Origin of the sequence: Halomonas sp. PAMB 3264, from assembly GCF_031954245.1 — a bacterium.
In the GTDB taxonomy this organism is placed as follows: domain Bacteria; phylum Pseudomonadota; class Gammaproteobacteria; order Pseudomonadales; family Halomonadaceae; genus Vreelandella.
This window is the reverse complement of record NZ_CP134866.1, coordinates 842152-857977: the sequence shown is the minus strand read 5'-3', so window position 1 is coordinate 857977 and position 15826 is coordinate 842152. Positions and strand designations below refer to the sequence as shown.

Annotated in this window: 11 protein-coding genes; 2 read left to right on the top strand and 9 right to left on the bottom strand. The window is 63.4% G+C overall.

Annotated elements, in window-relative coordinates; genetic code table 11:
- Positions 1-59: 59 nt before the first annotated feature.
- The 4 genes from alaS to RN347_RS03885 form a co-directional block, all read right to left on the bottom strand.
- A complete protein-coding gene (gene alaS / locus RN347_RS03900) occupies positions 60-2666 on the bottom strand; it encodes an alanine--tRNA ligase (protein WP_311960250.1) in 2607 nt (868 codons plus the stop codon).
- Positions 2667-2825: 159 nt separating this feature from the next.
- The gene (locus RN347_RS03895) at positions 2826-3311 is read right to left on the bottom strand and encodes a regulatory protein RecX (protein ID WP_311960249.1); all 486 of its coding nucleotides are present in this window, start codon (positions 3309-3311) and stop codon (positions 2826-2828) included.
- A 24-nt stretch (positions 3312-3335) separates the two neighbouring features.
- Positions 3336-4397 (bottom strand): recombinase RecA, encoded by a 1062-nt coding sequence (recA, locus tag RN347_RS03890; RefSeq protein ID WP_252106854.1) that lies wholly within the window; start codon positions 4395-4397, stop codon positions 3336-3338.
- Positions 4398-4550: 153 nt separating this feature from the next.
- Positions 4551-5024, bottom strand: a complete 474-nt coding sequence (locus RN347_RS03885) for a CinA family protein (protein WP_311960813.1) — start codon at positions 5022-5024, stop codon at positions 4551-4553.
- 168 nt (positions 5025-5192) lie between these two features.
- Between RN347_RS03885 and mutS the strand changes: the two genes are divergently transcribed.
- Positions 5193-7757, top strand: a complete 2565-nt coding sequence (mutS, locus tag RN347_RS03880; RefSeq protein WP_311960248.1) for a DNA mismatch repair protein MutS — start codon at positions 5193-5195, stop codon at positions 7755-7757.
- A 154-nt stretch (positions 7758-7911) separates the two neighbouring features.
- Complete coding sequence (gene fdxA / locus RN347_RS03875) at positions 7912-8235, top strand: ferredoxin FdxA (RefSeq protein WP_263584904.1); 324 nt, start codon at positions 7912-7914, stop codon at positions 8233-8235.
- Positions 8236-8302: 67 nt separating this feature from the next.
- On the opposite strand, the gene RN347_RS03870 is transcribed toward fdxA, so the two are convergent.
- The 5 genes from RN347_RS03870 to RN347_RS03850 form a co-directional block, all read right to left on the bottom strand.
- Entirely contained in the window at positions 8303-9694 is a 1392-nt protein-coding gene (locus RN347_RS03870; RefSeq protein WP_311960247.1) for an L-cystine transporter, read from the bottom strand.
- Between the two features lie 618 nt (positions 9695-10312).
- Entirely contained in the window at positions 10313-11602 is a 1290-nt protein-coding gene (gene eno / locus RN347_RS03865; RefSeq protein ID WP_263584906.1) for a phosphopyruvate hydratase, read from the bottom strand.
- A gap of 84 nt (positions 11603-11686) precedes the next feature.
- Entirely contained in the window at positions 11687-12550 is an 864-nt protein-coding gene (gene kdsA / locus RN347_RS03860; RefSeq protein WP_263584907.1) for a 3-deoxy-8-phosphooctulonate synthase, read from the bottom strand.
- Positions 12551-12559: 9 nt separating this feature from the next.
- Positions 12560-14215 carry a CTP synthase gene (locus tag RN347_RS03855; RefSeq protein WP_311960246.1) on the bottom strand — a complete coding sequence of 552 codons (1656 nt, stop codon included), beginning with the start codon at positions 14213-14215 and terminating at the stop codon, positions 12560-12562.
- A 183-nt stretch (positions 14216-14398) separates the two neighbouring features.
- Positions 14399-15817: an FAD-dependent oxidoreductase gene (locus tag RN347_RS03850; protein WP_311960245.1), complete on the bottom strand. Its 1419-nt coding sequence runs from the start codon at positions 15815-15817 to the stop codon at positions 14399-14401.
- Positions 15818-15826: the final 9 nt, after the last annotated feature.

The following is a 15826-nucleotide window of genomic DNA, read 5'->3' as shown; positions in this document are numbered from 1 at the left end:
TGCGCTAGTCTGACTACCGCTATAAAAAGGGCCGATGGCAGCGCCACCGGCCCTTTGAGTTAGAGCGCGTTTGCAAGCCAGGCCGGCACGCTATCGAGCGCCCCGGGTAGCGCCTGGGGCTGGCTGCCGCCGGCCTGGGCCATGTCCGCGCGCCCGCCCCCCTTGCCGCCGACCTGTGCGGCGACGTGGTTGACCAGCTCGCCGGCCTTGACGCGGTCGGTGAGATCGTCGGTCACCCCGGCGATCAGGCTCACCTTGCCCGCCGCCTGGTCCGCGACCGCCAACAGGATCACGCCGGAGCCGATCTTCTGCTTGAGCTGGTCGAGCATGCCGCGAAGGTCCTTGCCGGAAACGCCGTCGAGCCGAGTCGCCAGAAGCTTCACGCCGCTTACTTCTTGGACCTGGCCAAGCAGGTCACTGCCGGCGGAGCTTGCAAGCTTCGCCTTGAGCTGCTCGAGCTCTTTTTCGAGCGTGCGGTTGCGCTCAAACAGCGACTCCACGCGGGACTCGACCTGCTCAGGCTTGGCCTTGAGCCGCGCCCCCAGGCGCTCGAGCGTGGCTTCCTGCTGCTGGAAGTAGGCCAGCGCGTTCTCGCCGGTGATCGCCTCGATACGACGAACGCCGGCGGCGGTGCCCGCCTCACTCACGACATGGAAGCAGCCGATATCGCCGCTTCGCGCCACGTGGGTGCCACCGCAAAGCTCGATGGAGAAGTCGTCAGCTCCGATGGTCAGCACGCGCACGCTGTCGGCGTATTTCGCCTCGAACAGCGCCGCTGCGCCCTTGGCTTTCGCCTCGGAAAGCGTCATCTGCTCGGTGCGGGTCGGAGCGTTGGCCAGCACCTGCTCGTTGACCAGCCGCTCGACCTCGGAAAGCTGCTCGGCGCTCAGCGCCTCGAAATGGCTGAAATCGAAGCGCAGGCGCTCGGCGTTGACCAGCGAGCCCTTCTGCTGGACGTGGTCGCCCAGTACGATGCGCAGCGCTTCGTGCAGCAGGTGGGTGGCGGAGTGGTTGCGCACCGTGGCGGCGCGAAGGCCGGTATCGACCTCACCACGCACCCCGGCGCCGACGCTCAGCGTGCCTTCGACCATCACGCCCTGGTGCAGGTGGTGGCCGCTCTGCTTCTGGGTATCGGTGACCTGAAAGCGCCCGCCGTCGACGTGCAGGTAGCCGGTGTCGCCCACCTGGCCGCCGGACTCGCCGTAGAACGGCGTGCGATCCAGCACGACGATCCCCTTCTGCCCTGCCTCGAGCGCGGCCAACGCGTTGCCTTCGGTATCGAGTAGCGCCGTCACCTGGGCGTCGTCGGCTAAAAGCTCGTAGCCGGTGAAGTCGGTGGCGCCTTCGAGCTCGATGTTGGCGCTGTAGTCGGCGCCGAACTGGCTCGCCGCGCGGGCGCGCTCACGCTGGGCCTCGAGCTCGCGCTGGAAACCCGCTTCATCGAGTGTGACGCCGCGCTCGCGGCAGACGTCCGCGGTCAAATCGAAGGGGAAACCGTAGGTGTCGTAGAGCTTGAACACGGTCTCGCCGGGCAGCGTGTCGCCGTCGAGATTCTCCAGCGCTTCGGTCAGAAGCCCCATGCCATGATCCAGCGTGCGGGCGAACTGCTCCTCTTCTTTCAGCAGCACGCGGGCGATCTGCGCGCTCGACTCGCGAAGCTCCGGGTAGGCGTCGCCCATCTCCGCATCCAGCGCCTCGACCAGCTCATGGAAGAACGTTCCCGTGGCGCCAAGCTTGTGGCCGTGGCGTACCGCGCGGCGAATGATCCGGCGCAGGACGTAGCCGCGCCCTTCGTTGGAGGGCAGCACGCCGTCGGCGATCAAGAACGCGCAGGAACGGATGTGGTCGGCGATGACGCGAAGCGACGGTGCCTCGAGATCATGGGAGCCGGTGGCCTGCGCGGCCGCTTTCAGCAGGTTCTGGAACAGGTCGATCTCGTAGTTGGAGTGCACGCCCTGCATGACCGCCGCAACACGCTCAAGCCCCATGCCGGTGTCGATCGAAGGCTTGGGCAGCGGATGCAACGTGCCCTCGGCGTCACGGTCGAACTGCATGAAGACCAGGTTCCAGATCTCGATGTAGCGGTCGCCGTCTTCCTCCGGGCTTCCGGGCGGCCCGCCCCAAACGTCAGCGCCGTGATCGAAAAAGATTTCCGAGCTCGGCCCGCACGGGCCGGTATCGCCCATCTGCCAGAAGTTGTCCTCGTCCAGACGCGAGAAGCGCTCGGGGTCGATGCCGATCTCCTCTTTCCAGATCCTTTCGGCCTCGTCGTCGCTGATATGCACGGTGACCCAGAGCTTCTCCTTTGGAAGGCCCAGGGTGTCGGTCAGAAACGTCCAGGCAAAGCGGATGGCATCACGCTTGAAGTAGTCGCCGAAGCTGAAGTTGCCCAGCATCTCGAAAAACGTGTGGTGGCGCGCGGTGTAACCGACGTTGTCCAGGTCGTTGTGCTTGCCACCGGCGCGCACGCAGCGCTGGGCCGAGGTGGCGCGCACGTAGGGGCGCGGGTCGCGGCCCAGAAAAACGTCCTTGAACGGCACCATGCCGGCGTTGGTGAACAAAAGCGTTGGGTCGTTGCCGGGCACCAGCGAGCTGGTGGGAACCACGGTGTGTCCGTGCTCTTCGAAATAGGAGAGGAAGGCCTGCCTGATCGCTGCGCTTTTCATAGGGGTTCCGTGACAATGAAGCGTGATGCCCCGGGGCGCTATCGCCGCCACCCTGGGAGCCGCAAAACATCCATTATAACGAAGTTGTCACGCGACTAAAGCCACGAAGCGCTGGCGTCTTACAAGCAGTGCGATGGGTGAAGGAATTACAGGTGCGGTTTAGTCGGAAAGCGTGGAGAGCGCGTAGCGAATCTGCTCGAAGTCGAAGCCGCGCTGAGCCAGAAAGCGCTCGCGTTTGGCGCGCTCTTTGGGGGGCACAAAACGCTCGCCCGAAGGCGCCCCGGACGTGCGAAAGCGCCGCTGTAGCGTTTCAGCCGCCAGTTCGAACCAGTCGATGCGCTCCCGCTCGGCGACCGCGTTAATCGCCTGCGTTTGGGCATCGCCTCTGATACCACGGCGACCAAGCTCCATTTTGATGCGTATGGGCCCTTGGCCTCGCAGCACCCGCGAGCGTACGAAACTTTCGCTGAAGCGGTCGTCGTTTTGAAGCCCCTGCTCCTCGAGGGCGTCGAGGCATTCGAGGATATCGGCCTCCTCGAACGTCTTTTGCGCAAGCTTTTCATGGAGCTCGGCGCGGGAGTACTCGCGCCGGGCCAGTAGATCGATGGCGACCCCGCGCGGGGTCGCATTACCGGCGCCAAACATGGCTCTCTCCGCAGGGACGGACGATTAGATCAGGCTATCTTCGCCGTCCGCGTCATCCGCAGCGGCGACCTCTTCTTCTTTTTTGGGCTCGGCCTTGGCCAGCAGCTGATCGCGAATCTGGCTCTCGATCTCTTCCATGATTTCCGGATGCTCTTCCAGGTACTGGGACGCATTGGCCTTGCCCTGACCGATCTTGCTGCCCTTGTAGCTGTACCAGGCGCCGGCCTTGTCGACCAGGTTGCACTGCACGCCCAGATCGATCACTTCGCCGGCGTGGTAGATGCCCTTGCCGTAGAGAATCTGGAACTCGGCCTGACGGAACGGCGGCGCGACCTTGTTCTTCACGACCTTCACGCGGGTTTCGTTACCGGTGACCTCGTCGCCGGTTTTCACCGAGCCGGTGCGGCGAATGTCCAGACGCACGCTCGAGTAGAACTTCAGCGCGTTACCGCCGGTGGTGGTTTCGGGGCTGCCGAACATGACGCCGATTTTCATGCGGATCTGGTTGATGAAGACGACCAGGCAGTTGGCGTTTTTGATGTTGCCGGTGATCTTGCGCAGCGCCTGAGACATCAAGCGCGCCTGCAGACCCACGTGGGCGTCGCCCATTTCGCCTTCGATCTCGGCGCGCGGGGTGAGGGCCGCCACGGAGTCGATGATGATGACGTCGACACCGCCGGAGCGCACCAGCATGTCGGTGATCTCGAGCGCCTGTTCACCGGTGTCCGGCTGGGAGACCAGCAGGTCATCCAGGTTGATGCCGAGCTTTTCCGCGTAGCTTGGGTCGAGCGCGTGCTCGGCGTCCACGAACGCGCACACCTTGCCCTGTTTCTGCGCCTGAGCGATGACCGACAGCGTCAGCGTGGTCTTGCCCGAGGACTCCGGGCCGAAGATTTCGACGACCCGCCCGTAGGGCAGACCGCCAATGCCGAGCGCGATGTCGAGTCCTAATGATCCGGTCGATACCGACGGCATGACCACGCGCGGCGCATCGCCCAGACGCATGACGGTGCCCTTGCCGAACTGACGATCGATCTGGCTGAGCGCGGCGTTCAGTGCTTTGGTACGGTTTTCATCTTGAGCCATGTAAAGCGTCCTCGTAACAACCTGTATAATTAGCCAGTATTATGCCAAATATTGGCCGCAAAACCTATCCCTGTCGCGCTATTTATTTCCGCAGCACCCCGGCTATCAGTTCGCTCTCAAAGCGCTGACAGCAGTGCTTTTTGCCCGAGTGCGCTAGCGCGAAAGGCGCAGGATCAACGCGATCAGCGCCTCGCGCACCGCCTGCTCACGCACCGCTTGCCGGTCGCCGGGAAACATGAAGCGCTGGGCGCGCTGTTCGCGCTCGCTGCCCACACTTAGCCACACGAGCCCCACGGGCCTTTCCGCACTGCCGCCGCCGGGCCCGGCCACGCCGCTCACCGCCACGCCAAGCTGTGCGCCGCTTTCACGACACGCCCCGCGCACCATCTCGTTCACCACCGCCTCGCTCACCGCACCATGGGCGTCGAGCGTTTGTTGGGCCACGCCCAAAAGCCGGGTCTTGGCCGCGTTGGAGTAGGTCACCAATCCGGTTTCGAAATAGGCGGAGCTGCCCGCCGCCGAGGTGATCATCGAGGCGATGCCGCCCCCGGTGCAGGACTCTGCCGTGGTCAGCGTGACGTTCTGGGCCACGCAGAGCTTGCCCAGGCGCTTGGCAAGCAGCGCCATATCGAGATTTTTCAAGCCGGATACGTCAGCCACCTTGCAGACTCCTTCATGTCAGCGCTGTGTTCAGCGTAGAATACTGCGTTTGTGTTGCCTATAGAACCAACACACGGAACTCGAACACCGCCCACGGTCAGGCCTTGCCGTGGGCCACGCCAAGCCAGGACGTCCATGTCACAAAGCCCCGCGCATACGCCCATGATGGCGCAGTATCTGAAGATCAAACGTGACCACCCGGAAGTGCTGCTTTTCTACCGGATGGGGGATTTTTACGAGCTGTTCTTCGACGATGCCCGCCGCGCCGCGGCGCTTTTGGATATCACCTTGACCGCCCGCGGCCAAAGCGGCGGCAAGCCGATTCCCATGGCTGGCGTCCCTTACCATAGCGCCGAGGGCTATCTTGCTCGGCTGGTCGCCGCCGGCGAGTCCGTGGCGATTTGCGAGCAGATCGGCGACCCGGCGACCAGCAAGGGCCCGGTGGAGCGCCAGGTGGTGCGCATCGTCACCCCAGGCACGCTGCACGATGAGGCGCTGCTCGACGCCCGACGCGATAACGTTCTGGTCGCGCTCGCCCCGGGCCGCGATCGCTTCGGCCTTGCCTGGCTCGAACTCTCCAGCGGGCGCTTCAACGTGCTCGAGGTAGAGAGCGAAGCGGAGATGCTCGCCGAGCTGACCCGCCTGGCGCCGGCGGAGCTTTTGGTGCCGGAAAACCTGACGCTGCCGGAGGCCTGGTCGCAAAAGCGCAGCCTGCGCCGCCAGGGCGAGTGGCTGTTCGATTTAGACAGCGCCAACCGGAGCCTGTGTGATCAGTTTCAGGTGCAGGATCTGCGCGGCTTCGGCTGCGCGCACCTTTCCACGGCGCTCATCGCCGCCGGCGTTTTGGTCGATTACGCCCGCGACACCCAGCGCTCGCGCCTGCCCCACGTCACCGCCATCACTGTCGAGAACCGCGACGACGCCGTCGTCATCGACGGTGCCAGCCGGCGTAACCTGGAGATCGACACCAACCTCGCCGGCAGCACCGACAATACGCTGGCGAGCGTGCTCGATACCTGCGCCACGCCGATGGGCTCGCGGCTCTTGAAGCGCTGGCTCAACCGCCCGCTTCGCCAGATCGAGCTGGTCAAGGACCGCCAGGCCGGCGTCGCGCTTTTGAGCCTCGACGCCGCCTATATGGAGCTTCGCGAGGCGCTTTCTGAGCTTGGCGACATCGAGCGCATACTGGCGCGCGTAGCGCTCTACAGCGCCCGCCCGCGGGATCTGGCCCGGCTTCGCGATGCGCTCAACGCTTTACCCGAACTACAGCGCCTTTTGGAGGCGGTGGAGAGTGGCAGCGCCATCGACGCGCTCAAGCCCCACGTTCGCCCCTACCCGGAGATGGCGGACACCCTGACCCGGGCGATCATCACCAACCCGCCGGTGGTGATTCGCGACGGCGGCGTGATCGCGGAAGGCTTCGATGATGATCTCGACGAGCACCGCGGGCTTGCGGAAAACGCCGGCGAGTATCTGGTCGAGCTCGAGCGGCGCGAGCGCGAGCGCACCGGGCTTTCAAACCTGAAAGTGGGCTATAACCGGGTGCACGGCTACTTCATCGAGCTGCCCCGCGCTCAGGCGCAGCAGGCGCCGGCGGAGTACATTCGCCGCCAGACGCTGAAAAATGCCGAGCGCTTCATCATCCCCGAGCTCAAGGAGTTCGAGGACAAGGCGCTGTCGGCAAAGTCCCGGGCGCTGTCGCGGGAAAAGTGGCTCTACGAGCGCCTTCTTGGCGAGCTCAACGCCCATCTTCACGCGCTCCAGGCGACCTCCCAGGCGCTCTCCGAGCTCGACGTGCTGTGCGCCTTCGCCGAGCGCGCCGAGGCGCTTGGCTGGGTGCGCCCGACGCTTAGCCAGGAAACCGGCATTCACGTCACTGCCGGGCGCCACCCGGTGGTCGAGCACGTCAGCCAAACGCCTTTCGTGCCCAACGACATCGATCTTTCCCCGACGCGGCACATGCTGGTCATTACCGGCCCCAACATGGGCGGTAAATCGACCTACATGCGCCAGACCGCGCTGATCGCCCTGCTCGCCCACTGCGGCAGCTTCGTTCCCGCCGCGCAGGCCGAGATCGGCCCGCTCGATCGCATCTTCACCCGCATCGGCTCCTCCGACGATCTCGCCGGCGGGCGCTCCACTTTCATGGTGGAGATGACCGAAACCGCCAATATCCTGCATAACGCCACCGACCAGAGTCTGGTGCTGATGGACGAGATCGGCCGCGGCACCAGCACCTTCGACGGCCTGTCGCTTGCCTGGGCGAGCGCCGAGCAGCTGGCGGACACTAAAGCGCTGACGCTCTTCGCCACCCACTACTTCGAGATGACCGCCCTGCCGGAGCAAGCCGAGGGCGTGGCGAACATTCACCTGACCGCCACCGAGCATGGCGACAGCATCGTGTTCATGCACCGCATCGAGGCGGGGCCGGCAAGCCAGAGCTACGGCCTGCAGGTCGCCCAGCTGGCCGGCGTGCCAGGTGCGGTGATCCATCGCGCCCGCGAGAAGCTTGCCATGCTCGAGCAGCGCGACGTCGACGAGCAGCAGCGCCCGGCACCGGCGGCCAGCGCGCCGCTGCAAAGCGATCTGTTCGCCAGCGCTCCGCACCCGGTGGTGGAGGCGCTTACCAACGTCGACGTGGACGATCTATCGCCGCGGGAGGCATTGGCCCTGATGTATCAGTGGCGGGCGCTTCTATGACGGGCCAGTTCGCGCTTGCCGCAGCCCGGCACCCCCTCTAGAATACTCGGCATGCGTTTTAGCTTATAAAAAGCGGTTAGCTTATAACCATTCACGATTAGCAATCATTTACGATTACCGTGGCCGCCGGCGGCCAGGCAAGAGGAACCAACCGATGACGTTTGTCGTTACCGAAAACTGCATCCAGTGCAAATATACCGACTGCGTGGAAGTCTGCCCGGTCGACTGTTTCTATGAAGGCCCGAACTTTCTGGTGATCCACCCCGACGAGTGCATCGACTGCGCGCTGTGTGAGCCGGAGTGCCCCGCCGAGGCGATCTTCTCTGAAGACGAGTTGCCAAGCGGCCAGGAACCCTTCATCGAGATCAACGCCGAGCTCGCCGACGTATGGCCCAATATCAACGAAAAGAAAGACCCGCTGCCGGACGCCGAAGAGTGGGACGGCAAGAGCGGCAAAATGGACAAGCTCGAACGCTGAGCCCTGCCCTACCCTTGCAAATGAAAAAAGCCACCCGAAGGTGGCTTTTTTTGGGCCTGAAAGCGCGCTAGGCGGCTTTCGGCGTGCCCAGCTCGTCGGACTCCGCGGCGAAGACCGCACCGTCGTGTTGGCCCAGCAGCCGGCTGGTCACGGTGCCTGCGGTCATGGAGCCGTTGACGTTGATCGCCGTGCGGCCCATGTCGATCAGCGGCTCGATCGAGATCAGAAGACCGGCCAGTGCGATCGGCAGATCCAGCGTCGAGAGCACGATGATCGCCGCAAAGGTCGCCCCGCCGCCGACGCCGGCAATGCCGAACGAGGCCAGCGTCACCACCAGCACCAGCGTCGCCAGGAACTCGAGCGAGAGCGGGTCGATCCCCACCGTCGGCGCGATCATCATGGCGAGCATCGCCGGATAGAGCCCCGCGCAGCCGTTCTGGCCGATGGTGGCCCCAAAGGAGGCGGCGAAATTGGCGATCGCCGGCGGCACGCCGATACGGTCGACCTGGGCTTCGATGTTGAGCGGAATGGTCGCCGCACTCGAGCGCGAGGTGAACGCGAACGTCAGTACCGGCCACACCTTCTGGAAGTAGCGCAGCGGATTGACCCCGGCGCCGGAGAGAAACAGCGCGTGCATCACCAGAATCAGGCCAAGCCCGATATAGGAGGCCACCACGAACCCCAGAAGGCCGAGAATGTCGCCGATGTCGGACGTCGCGACCACCTTGGTCATCAGCGCCATGACGCCGTAGGGCGTGAGGCGAATCACCATGCGCACCAGGCGCATGATCCACTTCTGCACCACGTCGATGCCGTCGATCAACCTGTCGCCGAGTACCGCGTTCTCGCGCTTGATGCCCAGTGCCGCCATGCCCAGAAAGGTCGCGAAAATCACTACGCTGATGATCGAGGTCGGGCGCGCGCCGGCCAGGTCCTGGAACGGGTTGCTGGGAATGAAGGATAAAAGCAGCTGTGGTACGGTCAGATCCGCGACCTGGGCGCTACGCTCGATGATGTCCTGGCCGCGCTCGAGCTCGCGCGCGCCCTGAACGAGCCCTTCGGCGGAAAGCCCGAACATCTGGGTCATGCCGATGCCGATGATCGCAGAAATCGCCGTGGTGATCATCAGCATGGCCAGCACGCCAACGCTGATCTTGCCAAGCGAGCTGGCGTCGTGAAGCCGGGTGACTGCCGAGAGAATCGTCACCAGCACCAGCGGCATGATGATCATCTTGAGAAGCTGCACGTAGCCACCGCCGACCAGGTTGACCCAGTCGATAGTGCCGGTGAGCGTGGCGGTGTCGGCATAAAGCGCCTGCAACGCAGCACCCAGCAGTACACCAATAATCAGCCCCACCAACACCACGCGAGAAAGGCTCGCGCCGCGGCGCTGCCAGCGCGCCAGCAGTGCGATCGCCAGCGCAAAAATCAGTACGTTTATCGCTACCCACCAGGGCATGGTCGTCGCCTCCTTGAAACCAGGCCGGTGCGGAATGCACCGGACAACGAGCAGACCAAACGATAGCCTGCTAACTCGGACGCGACATGGTAATTAATCGTCGAAAGGAATAACAATGCATTTTTCTTATAACCATCGATAGCATTCGCGCTAACGCCCGGTAGAGTGCGCCGCCCGGGATCACAACGACCTCAATGCCCATGGCAAGTACATAAACAGGCACATAAAAAAGGCGGCCCGTAGGCCGCCCGCTCCAAGCACTTCCTTTCACCACATCCTGTGTCAACACTCCTCGGTGTCCTCCCTGCCGGCGCCTCGTTTACCTTGGCCCCGGCGCACCGCTTCTTTCGCTCTCTATCCTGCCTAAAGCATCCTTGCCTCCCCTTGTCCTGAGGCCAGTGTGACAGAGATGAAGCGCAGCGCAAAAAGTGCTTGTCATTAAAAAAGGCGAGCCATGAGGCTCGCCTTGAGATTTCAACCCTATAAAAATCAATTATTTAAAAAATCCATTATAAAGAAAGCTTTTTATTTCCAACGCTTTAGTACTATTTTCCTAGCGTCAGGTAAGCGATCTCTTACACCCGATTAAACGATTACTTACAGGCGAGGCGCCCAGGCTCACTGCCCCTTGATCGCTTTTAGCCCGGGGTAATCGACGTTTCCAAGCTCCGCCTCGATCATGAGCAGGCGGTTGTACTTGGCGACCCGGTCGGAGCGGCAAAGCGATCCGGTCTTGATCTGGCCTGCGGCGGTGCCCACGGCCAGATCGGCGATGGTGGTGTCCTCGGTTTCACCGGAGCGGTGTGAGATTACCGCGGTGAAGCCGGCATCCTGGGCCATCTGGATGGCATCGAGGGTCTCGGAGAGCGAGCCGATCTGGTTGAACTTGATCAGAATGGAGTTTCCGATCTTCTCGTCGATACCGCGCTTGAGAATTTTCGTGTTGGTCACGAACAGGTCGTCACCCACGAGCTGGACCTTATCACCGAGCTTGTCGGTGAGCGCCTTCCAGCCGTCCCAATCGGACTCGTCCATGCCGTCTTCGATCGAAACGATCGGATAGTCGTCGCAAAGCCCGGCGAGATAATCGGTGAAGCCCTGGGCATCGAAGCTCTTCTCTTCGCCGGCAAGCACGTACTGGCCATCCTTGTAGAACTCGGAAGAGGCGCAGTCGAGCGCCAGGGTCACGTCAGTGCCCAGGGTGTAGCCGGCATCCGCCACCGCCTGCTTGATCACCGCCAGCGCCTCGGCGTTGGAGGAGAGGTTCGGCGCGAAGCCGCCCTCGTCCCCCACCGAAGTGGAGAGCCCTTTCGCGGCGAGCACCTTCTTCAGCGCATGGAAGATTTCGGCGCCGACGCGCAGCGCCTCGCGGAAGTTGGCCGCGCCCACGGGCTGAACCATGAATTCCTGGATATCGACGTTGTTATCCGCGTGCTCGCCGCCGTTCAAGATATTCATCATCGGTACCGGCATGCTGTAGTGGCCCGGCTTGCCGTAGAGCTCGGCGATATGGGCGTAGAGCGCCACGCCCTTGGCGTTGGCCGCCGCCTTGGCCGCGGCCAGCGACACCGCGAGAATGGCGTTGGCGCCCAGGTTTGCCTTGTTGTCGGTGCCGTCGAGCTTGAGCATGGCGTCGTCCAGCCCGCGCTGGTCGCGCGCGTCCATACCGAGTAGCGCCTCGCGGATGCTGCCGTTGACCGCCTCGACCGCTTTCAACACGCCCTTACCCAGATAGCGTGCCTTGTCGCCGTCGCGAAGTTCCAGCGCTTCGCGCGAGCCGGTGGAAGCGCCGCTTGGCGCGCAGGCCTGGCCCACCGCACCGCTTTCCAGGCGCACCGTGGCGCTCACGGTGGGGTTGCCGCGGGAGTCGAGCACTTCGAGCGCGGTGATATCCACAATTTTGGTCATGACAGCGTCCTTTTTGATTATCGGTCTACTAACTAGCGATGTTTCCCGTGAGCGCCGGCCGTGGCGTTAGCGCCCATCGCGCGCCTAGCGAATCACGAGCGGCTCGAAGCCTTTTACCAGCGCGTCGAGCTGTGAAAGCTGAGTCAAAAACGGTTTGAGCTGATCCAGCGGCAGCGCACACGGCCCGTCGCACTTGGCGTTGTCCGGGTCCGGATGCGCTTCCAGAAAGAGCCCGGCCAGGCCCACGGCGACACCGGCGCGGGCGAGCTCCGCTACCTGAGCGCGGCGCCCGTCGGCGCTGTCGGCGCGACCGCCGGGGCGCTGGAGCGCATGGGTGACATCGAAAAAGAGCGGGTAGCCGGTCTCCTTCATGTCGCCAAAGCCGAGCATGTCGACCACCAGATTGTTGTAGCCAAAGCTCGACCCACGCTCGCAGAGCATCAGGCGGTCGTTGCCGGCTTCAACAAACTTGGCAATGATGTGGCGCATCTCGTGCGGGGCGAGAAACTGCGGCTTCTTGATATTGATCGCCGCCCCGGTGTTGGCCATGGCGACGACCAGATCGGTCTGGCGGGCCAGAAACGCGGGGAGCTGGATGATGTCCGCTACTTGCGCCGCGGCCGCCGCCTGGTGGGGCTCGTGCACGTCGGTGATGATCGGCACGTTATAGCGCGATTTGATATCGGCCAGTATCTGCAGCCCTTTCTCGAGCCCCGGCCCGCGAAACGAATTGATCGAACTGCGGTTGGCCTTGTCGAAACTCGCCTTGAACACGTAGGGCATGGCAAGCGCCGAGGTGGCCTCGACGTAGGCCGCAGCGACCTCATCGGCAAGCTCGGCGGACTCCAACACGTTCATGCCACCGAGCAGCATCAGCGGCAGAGAGTTGCCGGCCTTGAGGCCGGCAATGTCGATGTGACGCTCGCGAACGCCTTGATCAGAGGCCATGACGGCTCCTTACTCGTGGGGCGCGGCGTGGGCGCGCGTGCGTTGTGCCTTGTGCTCGACCGCGGCGTTGACGAAGCCCGAGAACAGCGGGTGCCCGTCGCGCGGCGTGGAGGTGAACTCCGGGTGGAACTGACACGCTACGTACCAGGGGTGGTCGGCAAGCTCGACCATCTCGACCAGCGACTGATCGACGCTCTTGCCGGAAATCACCAGCCCCGCTTTTTCGAGCTCGTCGATGAACTGGTTGTTCACCTCGAAGCGGTGGCGATGGCGCTCGACGATTTCATCCGAGCCGTAGGCTTCACGCGCCTTGCTTCCCGGGGCAAGGTGGCACACCTGGCCGCCCAGACGCATGGTGCCGCCCAGATCAGAGGCCGCGTCGCGCAGCTCGATCTTGCCTTCGCTATTGAGCCACTCGGTGATCAAACCGACCACCGGATGCTGAGTGTCGTGGGTGAACTCGGTGGAGTTGGCGTCCGTCCAGCCGGCGACGTTGCGGGCGTACTCGATCACCGCGACCTGCATCCCCAGACAAATCCCCAGGTACGGCACGTTGTTCTCGCGCGCGAACTGAGCGGTCTTGATCTTGCCTTCGACGCCGCGCTCGCCGAAGCCGCCGGGCACGAGAATCGCGTCCTTGCCGGCCAGGCGCTCGGTGCCGTGGCGCTCGATGTCTTCGGAGTCGATGTAGTCGACGTTGACCTTGATGCGTCCCTGAATGCCGGCATGAATCAGCGCTTCGTTGAGCGACTTGTAGGCGTCCAAAAGCTCCATGTACTTGCCGACCATGGCGATGCTCACCGACTTCAGCGGATTGAGCTTGGCGTCGAGCACCTTGACCCACTCGGAGAGATCGGCAGGCTCGGCTTCCAGGCGCAGCTTGTCGCAGACGATGTCATCGAGGCCGTGCTCGTGGAGCATCAGCGGGATGCGGTAGATGGTGTCGGCGTCCTGAAGCGGTACCACCGCGCGCTCTTCGACGTTGGTAAAGAGCGCGATCTTGCGCCGCTCGCTCTCCTCGAGCTCGACTTCGCTTCTGCAAATCAGGATATCCGGCTGGATACCGATGGAGCGAAGCTCCTTGACGCTGTGCTGGGTCGGCTTGGTCTTGGTTTCGCCGGCGGTCTTGATGTAGGGCACCAGCGTCAGGTGCATGAAGATCGCGCGGCTCGCGCCCTGCTCGCTTCGAATCTGGCGAATGGATTCCAGAAACGGCAGCGACTCGATATCGCCGACGGTGCCGCCGATCTCGACCAGCGCCACGTCGAAGCCTTCGCCACCGTCGTAGACGCGCTGTTTGATCTCGTCGGTAATGTGCGGGATGACCTGCACCGTACCGCCCAGGTAGTCGCCGCGGCGCTCCTTGCGCAGCACGTGCTCGTAGACCCGGCCGGTGGTGAAGTTGTTACCCTGGGTCATCCTGGTACGAATGAAGCGCTCGTAGTGACCCAGATCGAGATCGGTTTCGGCGCCATCCTCGGTGACGAACACCTCGCCGTGCTGGAACGGGCTCATGGTGCCCGGATCCACGTTAATGTACGGGTCGAGCTTGAGCATGGTGACCTTAAGGCCGCGGGCCTCTAGAATCGCCGCCAGCGAGGCCGACGCGATGCCCTTGCCAAGAGAGGACACAACGCCGCCGGTCACGAAGATATATCGTGTCATGGAAAACCTGTAAGAACGTGATCAGAAGGCACGGCAGAAAGCCACACCAGGATGGGATGACAGAATACCAGAGCTCGCCCGAAGGCTCAATTTGAACTGGCCGGCCCTCCACTGCCGAGAAAACCTTGCGCCCATAAAAAAACAGGCCGTGCGAACACGACCTGTTGATTTGGCAGGAAGAAATCAGACGCCCAGATAATCCAGTATTCCCTCGGCGGCCTGACGGCCCTCATAGATGGCGGTGACCACCAGATCCGAGCCGCGGACCATGTCGCCGCCAGCGAAGATCTTCTCGTTGGTGGTCTGGAAGGCGTACTGACCGTGTTCCGGGGCCTTGACCAGGCGACGCTCGCAAACCTCGACGCTGGCGCCCTCGAACCACGGGATCGTGCTTGCCTGGAAGCCAAAGGCGACCACGACGGCATCCGCCGGGATCACTTCTTCGGAACCGGGCACGATTTCCGGGCGGCGGCGGCCGTTTTCATCGGCCTCGCCCAGCCGGGTGCGCACGACCTTCACGCCTTCCACCTTACCTTCGCCGACCACGGCGATGGGCTGGCGGTTGAAGAGAAACTCGACGCCCTCTTCCCGGGCGTTGGCCACCTCGCGGCGCGAGCCGGGCATGTTCTCTTCGTCGCGGCGGTAGGCGCAGGTCACGCTCGCCGCGCGCTGACGAATCGAGCTGCGGTTACAGTCCATCGCCGTATCGCCGCCGCCGAGCACCACCACGCGCTTGCCTTCCATCGAGATGTAGTCCGCCGGATCCTTCTCGAAGCCCAGGCGCCGGTTGACGTTGGCGATCAAAAAGTCGAGCGCCTTGTAAACGCCGGGCAGGTTTTCACCGGGGAAGCCACCTTCCATGTACTGGTAGGTGCCCATGCCGAGGAATACCGCGTCATACTCCTGCACCAGGGTGTCGAACTCGATGTCCACGCCGATCTCGACGTTCAAACAAAACTCGATGCCCATCTCCTCGAACACCGCGCGGCGGCGCTCCATGACGTTCTTTTCGAGCTTGAACTCCGGAATACCGAAGGTCAAAAGCCCGCCGATCTCCGGGTGGCGGTCGAACACCACGGGCTTGACGCCGTTGCGCGCGAGAATGTCCGCCGCGCCCAGGCCCGCGGGGCCGGCGCCGATGATCGCGACCTTCTTGTCGGTCCAGACCACCTTGGACATGTCCGGGCGCCAGCCCATGGCGAAGGCGGTGTCGGTGATGTACTTCTCGATCGAGCCGATGGTGACCGCGCCAAAGCCATCGTTGAGCGTGCAGTCGCCTTCACAGAGACGGTCCTGCGGGCAGACGCGCCCGCACACTTCCGGCAGCGAGTTGGTCTTGTGCGAAAGCTCCGCGGCTTCGATGATGTTGCCTTCCACAACGAGCTGCAGCCAGTTGGGAATGTAGTTGTGCACCGGGCACTTCCACTCGCAGTACGGGTTGCCGCAGTGCAGGCAGCGGTGCGCCTGGCTCGCCGCGTCCGTTGGCTTGAACGGCTCGTAGATTTCGGCGAACTCTTTGGCGCGCGCGTGCGCCTCTTTTTTCTGCGGGTCCTTGCGACCCACGTCGATAAACTGGAAATCGTTGTTCAAACGGTTGGCCATGATCTCTCT

Bases quoted from the DNA above. Each gene is read 5' to 3' on its own strand.
- RN347_RS03850 (WP_311960245.1), bottom strand. From the start codon at position 15,817: ATGGCCAACCGTTTGAACAACGATTTCCAGTTTATCGACGTGGGTCGC.
- mutS (WP_311960248.1), top strand. From the start codon at position 5,193: ATGTCACAAAGCCCCGCGCATACGCCCATGATGGCGCAGTATCTGAAG.
- fdxA (WP_263584904.1), top strand. From the start codon at position 7,912: ATGACGTTTGTCGTTACCGAAAACTGCATCCAGTGCAAATATACCGAC.
- kdsA (WP_263584907.1), bottom strand. From the start codon at position 12,550: ATGGCCTCTGATCAAGGCGTTCGCGAGCGTCACATCGACATTGCCGGC.
- RN347_RS03855 (WP_311960246.1), bottom strand. From the start codon at position 14,215: ATGACACGATATATCTTCGTGACCGGCGGCGTTGTGTCCTCTCTTGGC.
- alaS (WP_311960250.1), bottom strand. From the start codon at position 2,666: ATGAAAAGCGCAGCGATCAGGCAGGCCTTCCTCTCCTATTTCGAAGAG.
- eno (WP_263584906.1), bottom strand. From the start codon at position 11,602: ATGACCAAAATTGTGGATATCACCGCGCTCGAAGTGCTCGACTCCCGC.
- RN347_RS03885 (WP_311960813.1), bottom strand. From the start codon at position 5,024: ATGGCGCTGCTTGCCAAGCGCCTGGGCAAGCTCTGCGTGGCCCAGAAC.
- RN347_RS03895 (WP_311960249.1), bottom strand. From the start codon at position 3,311: ATGTTTGGCGCCGGTAATGCGACCCCGCGCGGGGTCGCCATCGATCTA.
- recA (WP_252106854.1), bottom strand. From the start codon at position 4,397: ATGGCTCAAGATGAAAACCGTACCAAAGCACTGAACGCCGCGCTCAGC.
- RN347_RS03870 (WP_311960247.1), bottom strand. From the start codon at position 9,694: ATGCCCTGGTGGGTAGCGATAAACGTACTGATTTTTGCGCTGGCGATC.